Origin of the sequence: Marasmitruncus massiliensis, assembly GCF_900186535.1 — a bacterium.
In the GTDB taxonomy this organism is placed as follows: domain Bacteria; phylum Bacillota; class Clostridia; order Oscillospirales; family Ruminococcaceae; genus Anaerotruncus; species Anaerotruncus massiliensis_A.
Genome location: NZ_FYDE01000005.1, coordinates 54,486 through 71,525, shown reverse-complemented (window position 1 = coordinate 71,525; position 17,040 = coordinate 54,486). Strand labels below are relative to the sequence as shown.

The window sequence follows — 17,040 nt, the reverse complement described above, 5'->3', positions numbered from 1 at the left end:
GAATCTGATCCGGTTGTCAATATCATTCTGTGTTACAGTTTCCTTTTCCTTAAACAGCATCAAAAATACGGGACACCTCTTTTAATTGCTCAACGATTTCAATATGCTGAGGACAGTGCTGCTCGCACTGCCTACAGCCTATGCAGTCGGAGGCCTTCCCATAAGTTTGTGATAGATTCGTATAGTACCCTCTGTGTGAGGGAACAAGACCAAACTGCCTTTGATCATTATAGAGTGAAAAGTATTTCGGAATGGGGATGTTCCTGGGACAGCCATCCACGCAATACTGACAGGCAGTGCAGGGGATTGCGATGCCGCTGTTGATCATTTCGGTGGCTTTTTGAATGATTTGCTTTTCCTCCTCATCCAAAGGGGCAAAGTTCTGCATAGAACTTACATTGTCAATAATCTGCTCGAAATTGCTCATTCCGCTCAGGACCATAAAAACATGATCCAGAGAGGCCGCAAAGCGGATTCCCCACGAGGCCGTACTCAATTCCGGATGGCGGCCTTTAAAAAGCTGTTCCACTGCTGCGGGCACGTTGGCGAGGGCCCCGCCCTTGACAGGCTCCATAACGATGACCGGTTTTTGATGTTTCACCGCCACCTCGTAGCATTTCCGCGCCTGGATCATATCGTTTTCCCAGTCAAGATAATTGATTTGCAGCTGTATGAATTCCATCTCCGGATGGTCTGTCAATATCTGATCCAGAAGTTCCGCCTTGTCGTGATAGGAAAATCCGATCTGCTTAGCTTTTCCCTCGGCTTTCAATTTCTTCATGAATGCAAACCCGCCATGCTGCAGCGTGTTTGCATAATTCTTTTCACCGAGGGTGTGGAGCAGATAATAGTCAAAATAAGTGACTCCGCAACGCTTTAGCTGTTCGCTGAAGAATCTCTCGTAATCTTCGTTTCTTGTTACAAGAAAGGTTGGCATCTTATCCGCAAGCGTAAAGGAATTTCTTGGATGCCTTTCCACAAGCGCCTTTGCAGCGGCTGTCTCGCTCATTCCCTGATGATACGGATACGCCGTGTCAAAATAAGTAAACCCTTTCTCAAGAAAATAATCCACCATCCTGTTCACAAGTGCCTGATCGATACTCTTTGGATTTCCCTCTTCCGTAATTGGTAACCGCATCAAACCCATTCCCAGCTTTTTCATAATTTCCACCGCCTTTATATCTATTTATATGCCTGCATCTACACATGGAACGCTTTCAGTTTTTTCTCTTTTTTTATGATGACCTGTTCATAGCTTTCTATTTTGTAATTCAGGCGATCCATCGTTTTTTGCATATCTTCTATTTTTGCCATCAGCTGCTTTCGCTGCTCGATCAGGAGCCTCTTTCTGGCCTCAACAGTCGTATCGCCCTGCTGGAAAAGCGTAACATACTCAATTAACGCTTCGATTGGAAGGCCTGCACTCCTCAGGCATTTGATAAAGTCGATCCAGTTACAATCTTCCTCAGCATAGTCCCTGATTCCACTTGAATTGCGATGCACACTGGGGATCAATCCGATTCGTTCATAATAACGGAGCGTATCCTGCGAAAGGCCATATTGTTTACTTACTTCTGTAATTGTCATTTTTTGCCCCTCCCGAATATGTGTAGTATAGCATTTGGAGTTCACTCTAAGTCAAGCTTTTCTGTGAAAAAATGTATTAAATCTAAACATAAAAAATGAATGGACAAGCTTTTTATTTTACTCTTGACTTGAAGTTTACACCAACGTGTATAATTCTATTGAAGGTGTGGCGAGTCCTGCGAATGTGCGGCTCAGTCAGGCACACCGAACCGCGCCCTATCTGGGTAGGGAGTAATTTAAAAGGAGCAAACAAAAAATGGAAGAAGCAAAGGTCTATTTTACAGATTTCCGTACAGTGGCTTTTGGAGACGGGCTGCCAACGAAACTTAAAAAGCTGATAAAAGCAGCCGGAATTGGGCAGATCGACATGGATGGCAAGTTCGTCGCCATTAAATTACATTTTGGCGAGCTGGGAAATATCAGCTATCTCCGGCCCAATTATGCCAGGGCAGTGGCTGACGTGGTGAAGGGACTGGGCGGCAAGCCTTTTTTGACCGACTGCAACACAATGTATCCCGGCAGCCGGAAAAATGCTCTGGAACATTTGGCATGTGCATGGGAAAACGGCTTTACACCGCTGACAGTGGGCTGTCCTATCCTGATCGGTGACGGGCTGAAGGGCACCGACGATGTCGCGGTACCCGTAGAGGGGGGCGAATATGTGAAGGAGGCCAAGATCGGCCGGGCCATCATGGATGCGGATGTGTTTATCAGCCTGACCCATTTCAAAGGGCATGAAATGACCGGTTTTGGCGGTACCATCAAAAACATCGGCATGGGCTGCGGTTCCCGCGCCGGAAAGAAGGAACAGCACAGCAACGGGAAGCCGCATATCGACCGGGACCGGTGCCGGGGCTGCCGCAGATGCCAAAAGGAGTGTGCCAACGACGGCCTGATGTTTGATACCGCCCGCAAAAAGATGACGGTCAATCAGGAAAACTGCGTTGGCTGCGGACGCTGTCTGGGCGCGTGTAATTTTGACGCGATCGCGTTCGACAACAACGCCGTAAACGAGCTGCTGAACTGCCGCATGGCGGAATATACCAAGGCGGTAGTGGACGGCCGCCCCAGCTTCCACATTTCCCTGGTGGTGGACGTGTCCCCCAACTGTGACTGTCACGGAGAAAACGATGCGCCTATTCTGCCTGATTTGGGTATGTTTGCATCCTTTGATCCGCTGGCGCTCGATCAAGCCTGTGCAGACGCCTGTCTGAACGCTCAGCCGCTTCCGGGCAGCCAACTGTTTGACAATATGAAAAAAGCCGGTTTTGTTGACCATCATGACCACTTTGTCAACTCTGCGCCTGAGTCCGAATGGCGCACCTGTTTGGAGCACGCGGAGAAAATCGGTTTGGGTACTCGAAACTATGAGTTGATCGTAGTCAAATAGATGGGGTATAAAACCGGATCATTGTTGAAAGGGGATTGCGATGTTTCAAAATAAGGTTGCCGTCGTGACCGGCGGCGCAGGCGGGATCGGGAGATGCATCTGTGAAGAATTTGAGAAAAACGGCGCACATGTCTGCGTAATCGACCTCAAGGAGAATGCTTACTTTCAGGGGAATTTAGGCGACGAACAGACGCTGAGGAACTTCGCGGATCAGGTGATTGCAGAGTATGGCCGTGTGGATTATCTCATCAACAATGCCATGCCGCTGTTCAAAGGAATCGACACATGCACCTATGACGAATTCAATTATGCGCTGCGCGTCGGGGTGACGGCGCCGTATATGCTGACCAGGTTATTTCTGGAGCATTTTGCCGCAGGAGCCAGCATTGTGAACATTTCCTCCAGCCGCGACCGCATGAGCCAGCCGTTCACGGAAAGCTATACCGCCGCAAAGGGCGGCATTGCCGCCCTGACCCATGCGCTGGCAGTCAGCCTGACCGGAAAGGTGCGCGTCAATTCAATCTCACCCGGCTGGATTGATACGCAGTATACGCAATATAGTGGCCCTGATGCAGAGCAGCAGCCGGCCGGCCGCGTCGGAACTCCGCTTGATATTGCCAATATGGTGCTGTATCTCTGTTCCGAAAAAGCCGGTTTCATTACCGGAGAAAACATCTGCATCGACGGCGGTATGACCCATCAGATGATTTACCACAATGATTTCGGCTGGAAATTAAACGGATAGATCACTTTGCACAGTTGTTGCCTTCAGTCTTTCCCGTTTCCGCGAAAACAGGACGCCGATCAGGCAAAGAACAACCAAACCTATGCATGTCCAAAATAGAGCCAGGTCAACCCACTGGTAATATTGCAGCCACTTGAGCTTTTGTCCGAACTCTTCCGCAAGCAGTGTTCCTGTGATGGGTGCAAGTTCCTGCCAGCCAAGGCAGGTTTCCAGAATCTGCAATGAAAGCATGAGCATGCCCCAAATGCCTGCCGCCAGCAGCAGGCATCCGCCTGCGGTTTTCAGAAAATCCGCACGATAGGCGAGGAACAATTCGCGCAAATAGAGCTCCCGCATCCGTAAGCGGTAACAGGACAGGTTTAGCCGCAGCCATCCGAAAAGACCAAGGACAACTGTGAGCATCACTGAAAGCAGAGTGAATTCCCAGGCCACGGAAAACCGCTCGCCAAACGCAGAGGCCGATTTGGAGAGATTGATAAAGTCGTAACCGCCCTCATGAATCCCGATGCTTTTTAAGGCACTTTTCACATATGCTTGTGTAAAAATGCCGTCGTCCATCAGGACCATCAGCGTATCCGCCTGCCCGCCCAAGACACTGGCCGGAACATAGATGTTGGCATTTTCTGGCTCCTGGTCGCGGATCACTCCTGTGATCAGCCAGGTTTGATCGTTCAGCCTGATCGTATTCCCGGAAATGCGAATGCTGCCAAACAGCTGGCAGGCCGCGGCTTCGTTTAATACGGCATGCCTGCTTTTTTCGTTTTGAGCGGTTTGGGTAAAGAAACCGCCGTCTAATGGGATGTATCCCAGCACATCCGCGTAACGGCTGTTGGTGCCCACGATGGTGACCGGATGTTTGGACTGGACAGCCTGCGCCTCAGCGGGCTGCCGAAGCTCATATGTGAGCAGGAATTCTTCCTCTGAAAAAAGATCCAGCTTTTCGGGCGTGAGTCCCGGCTCTGCCGGACCTGACGGTGTCACCAGCAGAAGGCCCCGGTATTGCTCACGTTTTGAAAGTTCAGACAGGGCAAACAGGGCAGCCAGTAAAAAAGAAATTACAATCAGAACCATTATATTTCTCTTACTTCTCAAAGAAATCACCCACATTCGATACGGATATGACGTCACCCGGCGCAATCGGCTGGTCGCTGATCAACGCAATGGGCTCAAAGAAGGTAATTCCCTGGAGAATAGCGGTGTTTTCGGAGTCTGAATCCCCGATGTAAACATCCAGCCGTTCAAGATAGTATTCCTCCCCTAAAATGCCGTCCCGCCGTTTGATCTGATTTAAGAAATAACCGTCGTTATCCTGATTGAGCGCCCCGTTCGGCACCAGCACATAGGTGGTGTCACTGTCCTTTTGAAAGGTAATATCGAATGTCTCGCCTGCCGTGATCCCATCAGAATTGACCGCAATCGTGACCGTTTTCCCCTGAGCGGCCGGGGTCACCTTGACGACAGTCCCCTCCAGCGCATGGGAGGCATTAGACAGTTCAACGGAGTCGCCTGCAATGACGAAGTTGTTATCCAGAGACAGATCGCATTCAATTTCAAATGCGCCGCCCGCGCCGACAGAAGCAAGAAGCTGTTCCTCATGAATGGCTTCCCCCTTTTGTACGGGCAGAGAGACGACTGTGCCGTCCTCCGGAGCGGCAATCGTGGCATAGGTTTCAAAATCCGCCAGGGCTTTTTGATAAGGCTCCTCCTGTAAAACCAGGTTGTTCAGGTCGATCTGTTTCGCCTTCAGGTCCAGCTCCAGAGCGGCGATATCCGATTCGTAATCCTTTTGTCTGGTTTCCCGGTCCTTTTCCTGTTCCGCTATCGTTTCTTTCGCTTTTCGCTCCAGTTCGTCACGTTTCAGATACAGGCTTTGCAGGTTGTACCGGGCTTTGTCCACTTCAAGCTCCGTGGCCTCATCCTCATCGTAACGTTCCCGCACAGCCTCCAATTCCGCCCGGGCTTCACGGATATCAATCGCCAAAGCATCCAGTTCATAGCTTGAAGCTTCGTCCTCATAGGTTTCGCCGGAAAGATCGTTCATGTACCGTTTTAATTTCTCCAGTTTTAAGTTGATCCCCTGTATATCGTTGTATAGCCTGCTGCGGCTGTTTTGAATTTCCCGCAGCTTGCGGTCCGCTTCCTCCCGGTCGAAGCTGAGCCGGTAGAGCGCCTGACCCTTGCTGACTTTGTCCCCCTCTTTGACGCAGACCTCTTCCACCTTGCCGCCTGCGGCCGCATAGATAGTTTCGACTTCCGCAAAGTTTGCGATGCCGGTACTCATCTCCAGCTTGCTCAGCCTGCCGTTCTCCGGATTTACAGCTGTTACGGCAGGCAGATTGTAGCTGTAAATGGTTTTGGAGAAAAAAATCAGAAGAAAGAGAACTGCTAAAAAGACGGCACCAACGATTTTTTTATAATCTCTTTTTACTGCCGGAGACAGAGCCTGTGTTGCTGCCGGCCGGCCTGACGGAGCCGGAACACGCCTTTGGACGATACGGTATCGTGAAGCCGATATGCCGGCCTGGTTCTGTTGTTTCATCTTATTTCACTCCCGAAAGCTCGATTCCCTTTTCCAGATCCTTCTGCCCGATCAATAAAAACCAGAAGGGTAAAAACATATATACACAGGATGCCGCAAAGACCAGCCCCATCCGTCCTTCTGCAATCCGGGAAAGATAAACCGAGAGGGGTTCCCTGGTATAATCGCCGATGAAAATGACTGCCTGCTCCACCAGATTCCAGTACTCTATGAAGGTCAGCATCAGCAGCGCCGCCACAGAAGACTTCAGCTGGGGAACCATGATGTACCAGAAGATATACCAGCTGCCCGCCCCGTCTATCCGGGCAGCCTCCAGATAAGCCGCGGGGATTCCTTTCATGCTTTGCCGCATCAGGAATACTCCAAAGGGCGAAAAAATGCCGGGCAGAATGATGGCCAGATAGCTGTCCTTTATCCCAAGGGCATCGGCGACGATGTAGTTGGGTACCAGTACGGCCTGAAGCGGCATGAGCATGACCACAATGTAGACAGCGAATACAGCTTCCTTATAGTTCCAGTCCCAAATGGTGAAGCCGTATGCGGTGAGCAGGGATACCGCGAGGCCGCCCACTGTCACCGGCAGGGTGATTTTCAATGAATTTGTCAGCAGGACGAGGAAAGACGGCTGTTTGATCAGGACTTCGGCGTACTGCCAGAACCCGGCCTGTTCCGGAATCAGTCTGATCTGCTGGAATTTTTCCACAATACCGTCCACCAGATCAAAAGCGGTCAGGGTTGAAGTATAGTTCAGCGCAATCTCCGCTTCCGTCATAAAAGAGTTGGTGAAGGTGACGATGAGCGGAAATAAAAACAGCGACCCAAGAAGGAACAGCAGGAGCGCAGTAGCAATCCCCTTATGCCTGCTCATGAAGCCGCCCTCCTTTCCAGCCGCAGCATCGTTTGCGTAAACAGCGCGACGATCACCACAAGAACCGTTGTGGCGGTTGTGAGCCGCGGATAGTTGAGGGACGCAAACATATTGTTCATAAAGTGCTGGAGCGTATAAATGCTGTCGTGGGGATACCCGCCTGTGATCAGATAGATTTCCTTGAATATTTTGAAAGTGTTGATAATGGACATGATCAGGACCAGAACCGAGGTGGGGGCGAGGCCCGGCAGGGTAATGTGCCGGAACGCCTGCCATGGCTTCGCTCCGTCCACCCAGGCCGCTTCATAGGTATCTTTCGGAATATTGTTCAGACCCGACAGGTACAGAACCATGTTGTAGCCAAGATTTTTCCAGACGAAGATGACCACCATGACAAAAAACGCAAGCTGAGAGTTCAGCCAGTTGATTTTGGCAATCCCCAGAGTGTTCAAAAAGCCGTTCAGTGCCCCGTCATAGGCGAACAGGGCTTTCCAGAAGGAAACCATGGAGCCGGACGGAATCACCAGAGGGACAAGCAGCATCAGGGAAAACAGCTCTTTATGCCGCTTTGTTTTATGGATCAGCATGGCGGTGCCCAGGGACAGCGCCATATTGACAGGAACCGAGATGCCGATAAACCGCAGTGTGTTTCCGAGACCTTTCCGATAGGCCGCGTTATGAAAGAGGTCGAAAAAGTTTTTCAGCCCGACAAAGGAGCCGTTCACCGGCTTATTGAGAAATGCGTACCCGAGCGAAATGAAGAACGGCCAGATGTAAAAAACGAGGAATCCAATCAGCCCGGGAGCAAGAAACAGTACCCCGGGGGGGATGCGCGGCGGCCTTTTCGCGCCGCGCATGTGGGTTCTCAAGCGGGGACGGGGATTCTTTTTTCGGGGCGGTAGCTTCTCCATGTTGCTCATCCTATTCGTTGAGATACAGACTCACCTTGTTCTGAAGAGCGTTGGCCACCTCTTCGGCTGTCTTGGAACCGTCAAAGAAGAACTGCACTTCAGCGGAGATCATGTCGTTGATTACTGTATCCTCGAGAATATAGGCGTTAATCAGATCAGAAAGCTGTTCCACGGCCTCGTTGTACCCCGCAATCGCCTCGAGCTGGGCTTCGTTGAGGGATTGCCCCTGCTGCTCCATCATGCTGGTCAGCCTGGTTTCCATCATTTTATCCCTGGCGGAGTTTAAAATCGGCAGAGCCGCAGGCCTCAGGCTGGTGCTCAGCTGCATTTCCTCGCTGAGCAGGAATTTCAGGAAGGCCCACGCGGTCTCCTTGTTCTGCGAATTGGCGTTGACGCCATATGCCTGCTCATAGGTGAAGGGGACGGAACCGTCCGCGGCGGCGGCGATCCCCGCAATCTCATCGTCATCCCCGATCGCCATGGTGTCGCCCTCCGCCATGACGTTCATTCTCATGCCCAAATTACGGGTAAAGAGTGAAATCAGGTTGAAGGCGTTTTTGGGTTTGAAGAAAAACCGGTCGGCGGAGGCTTCTTTAGGCTGACGTATCATTTCCCCGGCATCCTTCTGTCCTGTCGAGCCTTTTGAAATATAGCCCTGTTCGCTGTACTGCTTCACGGTTTCCAGCAGGGCAGCGAAGCTGCCGTCGTCAAAATTGGCAGTCCTGTTCTGGATATCAACAAAGGATGTGTAATTTTCCGCAAGCAAATTGCCCCACATTCCCCCGCCGCTCCCTTTTTGGTAGTGGGGGGTATTAAACAGCCTGGAGCTTCCGTCGAAGGCGGGCTCCGCCAGGGCGACAAGCTCTCCGGAGGTGAAGGCGCTGCCCGTTCCGAAGCCGGAAGCCGCCTCCCCGGTGAGCAGGGTGCTGTCGTAGGCGTAGTAATCGAAGGTATAGTCCATGGGCAAAAACCAGGTTCCGTTTTTGTATTCAATTGCGTCCAGGATATTCTCCCGGTAATCGGCGCGGCTGAACTGCGGATCTGCTTCCATATAGGCCACCAGATTTTCAAGCTGCCCGCTGTCCGCATACTTATGAATGGGCAGAACGTCCATGGCAAGGATGTCCGCGCCTTCGCCGCTCATCAGGGCGGTGTTGACCTTGTTGATATAATCCTGACGGCCCTGGGGATCGTCCTGCATTTGAGCGACGACCATCTTTTTATCGCCCTGGCCGGAGGTCTTGATTTCCGGCATGGCGGAGAAGGTCTCCACGTTCACCCTGGTTCCGGGATAGTTCTCCTCAAAAAGCTTTGCCGCATCCTCCAAAAATGCTTTGTATTGCATGGTGTCATAAGCAGATATGGTGATTTCGCCTCCGATTTCTCCACTGAGGGATAACTGGCCGGATGTTTCATCCGTGCTGTTGTCTTCGGCGCCTGATGGGATTCCCGCTTCGCCTGTGCCGCCGCACGCCGTCAGGGAGATGGTAAGAATGAGGGATAATATCATCGCAGATAATCGTTTCATTTTCGTGCCTCCGTCTTCGTTGTTTTGAGGCCAGTTTACCGTTCCAGTATGAAGCTGTTATGAAGTCCATATGTAATGTGCATGTAGAATAGCGCACAAAAAAAGATGCTGAACGCCCTGGGGGGCGTTCAGCATCTTTTGATGAGAAACCTACAGCTGCAATGTGATCTTTAAGCCGGTTTCCGTAGTCCCGGCTTCATAGGGAATATTCAGCCGCTCCAGGCTGCGGCGCACGATATAAAGCCCCAGCCCCGTCCCGCTTTCCGTTTTGCTGCGGCTGTAACTGCAGGTATAAAAGGGTTCGAACAGTTTTTCCAGTTCTTCCTGCGGTATGAGGTCACATTCATTTTCAATGGAAAGATACCGGCCGCATCCATCCGTATGAACCGATATTGAGATTTTGCCGTTGGCCGGGGTATACCGGACGGCATTTGAGATCAGATTGCCAAGAGCGCGGCGGAAGATATCCGGGTCGGTTTTAATGGACGTGGGAGGTAATTTTTTCAGCAGATTTAAGTGTTTCTGATTGATTTGGTGGCCGTTTTCCTCCAGCAGATGTTCCAGCAGTGCATTTACGGACAGCTCCTCATATACCAGATTGTCGTCGGCAACATCGGCCCTGGACGCCCCTAAGATTTCACTGACCAGCAGGGACAATTTATCAACCTGCTTTTTACATTCCCCCAAATATTTTTCCTTGTTTTTATAGGAGCCTACATTGTCGATCATCCCCTCAATCATCCCGTTCAGCGCCGCGATGGGGGTTTTTAATTCATGGCTTGCGCCTTGCATCATTTCAGTTTTGGAACGTTCCAGATGGTTCACTTTCTCCATTTCATCCTGTAGATGCGCGATATTTTTGCGCAAACTCGCATATAACGCGTCCAAATTGGTTGAAAGCTGCCCCAATTCATCCTTTGTGCGGATATTTGAAACAGCCTCCGGCTCCATCTTCTGCATTTTTAAGGCCGCGTCCGATATTCTCAGGATTGGCTTGGAAATCTGCTGCGCGTAAATACCTGATAAAATAATTCCAATCAATATGGCGACGATCAGAACATAAGGAATTAAAGAAAGAATAACTTCCTTTGCTTCATCAATCGGTTGCAAGGTACCGCTCACCACTACATGATCAATCGAATCCGTACCGACATTCCTCTGCAAAACCATTGCATTGCTTGTGTTGGTGAAGAACGTTTTATACATAACGCGGCCGGGTGCTTTAAGCGGCTCATCGTCCTGGATCAGTATGGAATAACTCATCCCGCCATCCGCTTCCTCTGACGAAGATATCACGGACGTTTGTTTCAGTTTCGGCAGGAAAGTAAACGGAGTGGAGAGCGCGGGCAGCAATGCGTCGTCTTTATCAAAAGAGAGCACATTGACATTATTTTCATCAGAAAATTTTGAGATCAGGGCCGCGCAGGATTCTTGTGTCTGAGCGGATGAAAGCTGCGCCGTAAGCGCGTTCAGGCTTTCCCGCAGGTTCTCCTTTTTTGCTTTATAGTAATATCCCGGCATGGTGCAATAAAGGATCGCGAAAGCCACAAGCGTCACAAGTACCGTTAACAGAACGGAAAACAGGAATGTTTTTCTCACAATCCCCCTCTTGAGAAACATCTTATATTCCCCCTTCCAATTTATACCCAACGCCTTTGACGGTGGTTATCACATTGCTTTTGAGTTTTTTTCTCAGATTCTTGACATGTACATCGACGATCCGCTCGTCGCCAAAATAGTTGTACCCCCATGCATGATTCAGAAGCTGTTGGCGGCTCAGCACCTTTCCGGCGTTCGTCATCAGGACACTCAAAAGCTCGAATTCACGGAGTGTCAATTTCACCCTTTTACCAAAATCAAATACTTCATAACTATCAAAATTCATGAGCAGGTCCCCATATTGCAGCGTGGGGCTCTCATGAACACTGCGGCGGATGAGCGACTGTACCCGCTTCACCAGTATCCTGGGGGAAAAGGGCTTTGTGACATAGTCGTCAGCCATTTCGTCGAAACTGAACAGCTGCGTTGCCTCATCGCCGATCGCAGTCAGAATAATAACCGGTTTGTTTCTGTGCTCTTCCGTTTCTCTGATGCAGTGGAGCAGTTCTAATCCACTGATTCCAGGGAGCATGATGTCCAGGACAAATAAATCGATGTTTGGGTTAGCTTGAATCGCTTTTTGCGCCGCTTCCCCATCTTCTGAAGAAATGACCACATAGCCTGCATCTTTCATATACTCTGTAACGACTTCGTTGATATTTTTATCATCTTCAACGACGAGAATTGTATATGACATACCGCTGCACACCTTCCGAAACTTGATTTCATGTTGCTATCATACCCTATATATCTTTCGGTGTCTATGAAGCTGGGATGAAGATTTCTGCTATTGTGTGTTAACCTGAATGCAAGATGAGCCGGGTCCGACTGCAAAAAATAAAACTGACACAAATTTTAAAATATTGATATTTACTTTTTACGAAAAATATGTATACTAAAATAGTATAATAAAAAATGGAAGAATACTCCAACAAAATCAGGAAAGGGTTATCATTGTGAAATCTCTAAAGACAAAATTACAGGTATTTATTGCCGCCTTAATTCTGCTGACCATTGTGCTGCTGACCGGTCTCTCATCGTTTCTCTATTACCGCAGTTCCACGGCACAGTCAGAAGAAAATGCACGCAACATGTCAAGCGCTTATAAACTTGCCGTCGACAGCAGCCTGAACGCCATCCGCGGCAATTTAATGCTTGCGGCAAAAGACTTAAGCGCCGCAGGTTCAACCGATGAACGCCGTCTGCTGGATACGGCAGCGCAAAAATACGGGTTTGAATCTTTGGACATTGCGAATGAACAGGGGATTACCCAGCTTCACGAAGACGTATCGGGGGAGGACGTGTTTTCGCGGGCGCAGGCCGGCGACACCTATATCGGAAGTCCCGTCTACGATGAGGAAGATGAGAGCCTTACGCTAACGGTCGGTACGCCTCTGGGGTCTGGGGGGAAAGTTCTGTTGGGGAATATCTCTTACGATGAATTCAGCAAAGTTTTCAACAGCATTAAGGTGGGTGAAAACGGCTATGCTTTTGCGGTGAACAAAAATGCCAAAACGGTCATCCATCCTGACAAAAATTCAATTATCAACCCTGTTGACTATTTTGAGCTTGTCAAAAAAGATAAAAGTTACGAGCCTATCGCAAATATCTTTACGCATATGGTCGCGGGTGAGACCGGTACGGGCTACAGTGTCTACAAAGGTGTGAGACGCCTAGTGGCCTATGCTCCCATTGACGGCGCGGAAGAATGGTCTTTGGCTGTAACCACGCCGGTCAGCCAGGTGATGCAAAATCTCTACCAAACGCTTGAAATCTGTCTGGGGACAGGTATTCTGATCCTGATCGCAGCGTCTGTCGTCAGCATGCTTTTTGCCAAAAAAATGACCGAGCCCATTTTATCTGTCACACAGCGTTTAGAGCTTCTCGCGGCTGGCAATCTTACCGCCGAAGTGAGCACGGTCAAAGGGAAAGACGAAGTTGCGCGCCTCACTTTGGCGCTCAGCAATACGATTGTCTGGCTGCGGGATTTGATTGCCGATATATCAACGGTTCTGGAACGGGTGTCCCAAAGTGATCTGACGGTCAGCAGTTCGATTACCTATGAGGGGGACTTCATTCCAATCCGGCAGGCACTGGATATGATTTTAAAATCTCTCCGCGAAACCTTTGCCTCTGTTACACGCGCCGCACTTCAGGTACATACCGGCTCGGAGGAGGTAGCAATGGGGGCGCAGAACCTTGCGGAAAACTCCGCCGAACAGGCCGGAACAATCGAACAGCTTACCAATACGGTGAAAAACATTTCAGAACATGTGGGCAGAAATGCGGCTGACGCAGTTGAAATGGAAAAACTGTCGGGTGAGACCATTCAATTTGTAGAAAGCGGAAATGCGCAGATGGGAGAATTGCTCCGTTCCATGCAGGAAATCGATGCCTCCTCCAACGAAATCATCAGAATTATCAAAGCCATCAACGATATTTCCTCACAGACGAATATCCTTGCCCTGAATGCCGCTGTGGAGGCTGCCCGGGCAGGCGCTGCCGGAAAAGGGTTTGCCGTGGTTGCCGAGGAGGTGGGAAATCTGGCTTCCAAAAGCACGGAAGCCGCACTGATGACGGCCTCCCTGATTGAAAAATCAATGAAATCGGTTAAGAATGGGAGGGGTATTGCAGAGCAAACCGCACAGACCCTACAGGAAATCGTGGACAAGACCAATCGCGTTAATATCCTGATAGACAACATCACCGCCGCTTCAAAACAGCAGGCGCAATCGATCTCGGCTGTCGAAAGCGGCATGTCGCAGATATCCAGCGTTACCCAGACCAACTCCGCAACAGCGGAGGAGAGCGCGGCCGCAAGCGAAGAACTCACAAACCAGTCAGAAACGCTGAAGCACCTGATTGAGAAATTTAAGTATTAAAAAATGAACAAGGCAATGAATGCAGGGCATGTTTTATTTGTGGAACTACCGCTTGTGCTTTTTCTGTAGCGCCCTCAACCCCTCATACTTCTTTTGGCGTGTGAGGGGGTTTCGATAGGAAAATCCTGCGTTAGATACGGGAAGGGCGAAACTGAATGATCCCCCGGCCTCCCGCCAATTCAGCTCACAGGCTGCGTAACCGCCAACTTTTAAAAGTCGTCACAATCGGTTGATTGGTCTTATTTTGTCGAAATATGTTGTAATTTATGGAAATGTTTGTTATATTAAAAAAGGACTCTATCAAAGTACACTTTGGTAGAGTCCTTTTTTTGTTGTGATAATTCACAAGAAACTGGTTCGCATTTGATCAATAAAGCACAAAAAATAGCCGCAAAATTCTTGAATAAATTGAAATTAAAATTTTTTAGTCTAGTGTACTTCGATAGATAACGGTGCAAAAAAGAACGGGGTGATAAAGAGGGGTTCCATTCAATAAAAGAGTGAAGGAGAGTAGACAAATTTGCGTGATACTTTGGATTCTTTAAATGAGCGCTACCTGACATTTAAACTGGGCGAACAGTTATTTGGATTGCCGATTGAAGATGTAGTCCAAATAATTGGGATACAGAAAATCACGCCGATTCCGGATTTGCCCGCATATGTGAAAGGCATTATTCATTTGCGCGGTGATGTGATTCCGGTGATTGACGTAAGCCAAAAATTCAACAGATCGGAAATCATTTATCGGGATCGAACCTGCATTATTGTGGTAAGTGTTGAGAACATGTTATTTGGCCTGATTGTAGAAGAAGTTGATGAAGTGGCCGATATTCCGTTGGAGAATGTATCCGTACCGCCCAAAATTGTTTCTGATAATCAATACTTAGTGGGGGTTGGCATGCTGCTGAATAAATTGATCCTTTTGCTAAACACTTCTCAGCTGTTTCATGAAAATGATTTTATGGCGATCGTCAAGAAAGGAAACCATGAATGAAGAATTTTAAAATAAGTAAAAAGCTGACCGTTGCTTTTGGAGTAATCTTTCTTTTTTTCGCTGCCACAGTGATTACCGGGATACTCGGGATGAACACACTTTCCTCAAACTTTACAACCTTTTATAATGGCCCGTTTGTCGCGGCAAAACAGGCTATGGATATGCGGCGCGGGTTTCAGGAAATGGAAAAGTATATCGTCTTGTCCTGCACAACCGAAAACACCAAGGAAAGCCAGCAGTATATCGACCAGTGTACGACAACAATTAATGCCCTGAATGAAAATGTAAGTACGCTGAAATCAAGCTACACCGGTGATCAAAAACTGATTGAAGAGTTTGAAAGTACTTTAGCACAGGGCGCACCTGTCAGAGAGAAATTATATGAATTATCTCTTAAGGGGGACAATGAGGGCGCTGTCAAGCTTTACAATGAGCAATATTCCGCAATCACGCAAAAGGCAAGGGATCTTTTGACACAGGTCGGCGATACTGCCGAAAACAACGCCCAGGACTTTTATAATCAAGGTGTAACCGCACAGAAAAGAGCTTTCTTAATGTTGGCTGTATTTACGCTGCTGTCTGCCATTATGATTTTATTATTCTGTATTTATATTATCAAAAGTATTACAAAGCCCGTCTTTGAAATTGAAGCAGCGGCGGACAAGATGTCTAAAGGCGACTTGAGCGCCATGATTTCCTATGTCTCCAAAGATGAATTGGGTACGCTTGCAGATAGCATGAGAACGATGATGGATAACCTGCGCAGCTATGTAAACAACATTGATCATGTTTTGGGAAAAATGGCGCAGGGAGATATGACTGTTTCGATAGATCTGGATTATATCGGGGACTTCGCTGCAATAAAAGAATCCATGATTCATATACTGGAGTCCCTTAATAAGACACTGATTCAAATCAATACATCGTCAGAGCAGGTTGCAAGCGGATCAGAGCAGGTTTCCAGCGGGGCACAGGCTTTAAGCCAGGGTGCAACGGAGCAGGCCAGTTCGATTGAAGAACTGTCTGCGGGCATTGCCGAAATATCGGAGCAGGTGAAGCGTAACGCGCAAAATGCCCAGCAGGCCGACCTGATGGTAAGCGAAACAACACATGAAATTACGCTCGGCAATCAGCAGATGGAAAACCTGGTATCCGCCATGGATCAAATTTCCCAGACATCCAATCAGATCAGCAAAATTATTAAAACAATTGATGACATCGCTTTCCAAACCAATATTCTTGCGCTGAACGCAGCGGTCGAAGCGGCCCGCGCCGGAGCGGCAGGAAAGGGGTTTGCCGTTGTTGCAGATGAAGTGAGGAATTTGGCGGGGAAAAGTGCCGAAGCGGCAAAAGACACAACGACTCTTATCGAAAACGCCATTAAGGCGGTCTCAAACGGCATGGAAATGGCAGATAAAACCGCGAAGTCGTTAAACGGGATTGTCGAGAAGGCCGACAGTCTGGCACATATCATGAATGAGATTGCCACAGCTTCAAACGATCAGGCCACAGCGGTTGTTCAAACGACCACGGGAGTAGACCAGATTTCCGGAGTTATTCAGACGAACTCCGCCACAGCGGAGGAAAGTGCCGCGGCAAGTGAAGAACTGAGCGGTCAGGCGCAGGTGCTGAAGCAATTGATAAGTGGGTTTAAACTCCGGAACAGCATAAATGCGGCCGAAACTTCGGCTCCGTCAACCCCAAATTATGGCAATGTTTCTGAGGGTGAGAAATATGAATTAAGCGTAATGAAATAGCTCGTTTTTAAAATTTTATGAAAGATTGATTGTTGCCTCTGTGAATTAGGGTTATCTAATCCACCAAATCATTATGTGAGCAGGATTATACGATTGTTTACGGAAAAGCCTTTACACAGACTGTGTAAAGGCTTTTTAAACTATGGAAACAATTTCCTGATAAAGTATTTTGAGAATACTTTCAAAAGATCTTCATAATGCCGAAAAGAAAATTAAATCCCATATCAGAATTCAGGAGGA

At 48.7% G+C, this 17,040-nt stretch carries 14 protein-coding genes; 5 read left to right on the top strand and 9 right to left on the bottom strand.

Annotated features, from left to right (window positions below):
- Positions 1-49: 49 nt before the first annotated feature.
- Positions 50-1,162: an aldo/keto reductase gene (locus C1A10_RS08390; RefSeq protein ID WP_101909856.1), complete on the bottom strand. Its 1,113-nt coding sequence runs from the start codon at positions 1,160-1,162 to the stop codon at positions 50-52.
- Between the two features lie 38 nt (positions 1,163-1,200).
- Positions 1,201-1,587, bottom strand: a complete 387-nt coding sequence (locus C1A10_RS08385; protein WP_101909855.1) for a MerR family transcriptional regulator — start codon at positions 1,585-1,587, stop codon at positions 1,201-1,203.
- Positions 1,588-1,843: 256 nt separating this feature from the next.
- Between C1A10_RS08385 and C1A10_RS08380 the strand changes: the two genes are divergently transcribed.
- Together C1A10_RS08380 and C1A10_RS08375 are read left to right on the top strand one after the other, a co-directional pair.
- A complete protein-coding gene (locus C1A10_RS08380) occupies positions 1,844-2,977 on the top strand; it encodes a DUF362 domain-containing protein (protein WP_101909854.1) in 1,134 nt (377 codons plus the stop codon).
- A gap of 40 nt (positions 2,978-3,017) precedes the next feature.
- The gene (locus C1A10_RS08375; RefSeq protein WP_101909853.1) at positions 3,018-3,722 is read left to right on the top strand and encodes an SDR family oxidoreductase; all 705 of its coding nucleotides are present in this window, start codon (positions 3,018-3,020) and stop codon (positions 3,720-3,722) included.
- Here the strand turns inward: C1A10_RS08375 and C1A10_RS08370 are convergent.
- The 7 genes from C1A10_RS08370 to C1A10_RS08340 all read right to left on the bottom strand — a co-directional run bounded on the left by C1A10_RS08370 (position 3,711) and on the right by C1A10_RS08340 (position 11,864).
- Positions 3,711-4,793 carry an ABC transporter permease gene (locus C1A10_RS08370; RefSeq protein WP_180951062.1) on the bottom strand — a complete coding sequence of 361 codons (1,083 nt, stop codon included), beginning with the start codon at positions 4,791-4,793 and terminating at the stop codon, positions 3,711-3,713. The genes C1A10_RS08375 and C1A10_RS08370 overlap by 12 nt on opposite strands.
- Before the next feature lie 10 nt (positions 4,794-4,803).
- A complete protein-coding gene (locus C1A10_RS08365; RefSeq protein ID WP_101909851.1) occupies positions 4,804-6,261 on the bottom strand; it encodes an HlyD family secretion protein in 1,458 nt (485 codons plus the stop codon).
- A 1-nt stretch (position 6,262) separates the two neighbouring features.
- Positions 6,263-7,129, bottom strand: coding sequence for a carbohydrate ABC transporter permease (locus C1A10_RS08360; protein WP_101909850.1), 867 nt, complete (start codon positions 7,127-7,129; stop codon positions 6,263-6,265).
- Positions 7,126-8,040, bottom strand: coding sequence for a carbohydrate ABC transporter permease (locus C1A10_RS08355; protein WP_242968887.1), 915 nt, complete (start codon positions 8,038-8,040; stop codon positions 7,126-7,128). The genes C1A10_RS08360 and C1A10_RS08355 overlap by 4 nt, the downstream gene beginning before the upstream one ends.
- Before the next feature lie 10 nt (positions 8,041-8,050).
- Positions 8,051-9,568 (bottom strand): ABC transporter substrate-binding protein, encoded by a 1,518-nt coding sequence (locus C1A10_RS08350; protein ID WP_101909848.1) that lies wholly within the window; start codon positions 9,566-9,568, stop codon positions 8,051-8,053.
- A gap of 150 nt (positions 9,569-9,718) precedes the next feature.
- Complete coding sequence (locus C1A10_RS08345) at positions 9,719-11,167, bottom strand: sensor histidine kinase (RefSeq protein ID WP_180951061.1); 1,449 nt, start codon at positions 11,165-11,167, stop codon at positions 9,719-9,721.
- Between the two features lie 22 nt (positions 11,168-11,189).
- Entirely contained in the window at positions 11,190-11,864 is a 675-nt protein-coding gene (locus C1A10_RS08340) for a response regulator transcription factor (protein ID WP_101909846.1), read from the bottom strand.
- A 259-nt stretch (positions 11,865-12,123) separates the two neighbouring features.
- Here C1A10_RS08340 and C1A10_RS08335 point away from each other — a divergent pair, with 259 nt between their 5' ends.
- The 3 genes from C1A10_RS08335 (at position 12,124) to C1A10_RS08325 (ending at position 16,800) form a co-directional block, all read left to right on the top strand.
- On the top strand, positions 12,124-14,049 hold the full coding sequence (locus tag C1A10_RS08335; RefSeq protein ID WP_101909845.1) for a methyl-accepting chemotaxis protein: 1,926 nt from the start codon (positions 12,124-12,126) through the stop codon (positions 14,047-14,049).
- Between the two features lie 520 nt (positions 14,050-14,569).
- Positions 14,570-15,043: a chemotaxis protein CheW gene (locus tag C1A10_RS08330; RefSeq protein ID WP_101909844.1), complete on the top strand. Its 474-nt coding sequence runs from the start codon at positions 14,570-14,572 to the stop codon at positions 15,041-15,043.
- Positions 15,040-16,800 (top strand): methyl-accepting chemotaxis protein, encoded by a 1,761-nt coding sequence (locus C1A10_RS08325; protein ID WP_101909843.1) that lies wholly within the window; start codon positions 15,040-15,042, stop codon positions 16,798-16,800. The genes C1A10_RS08330 and C1A10_RS08325 overlap by 4 nt, the downstream gene beginning before the upstream one ends.
- Positions 16,801-17,040 lie beyond the last annotated feature (240 nt).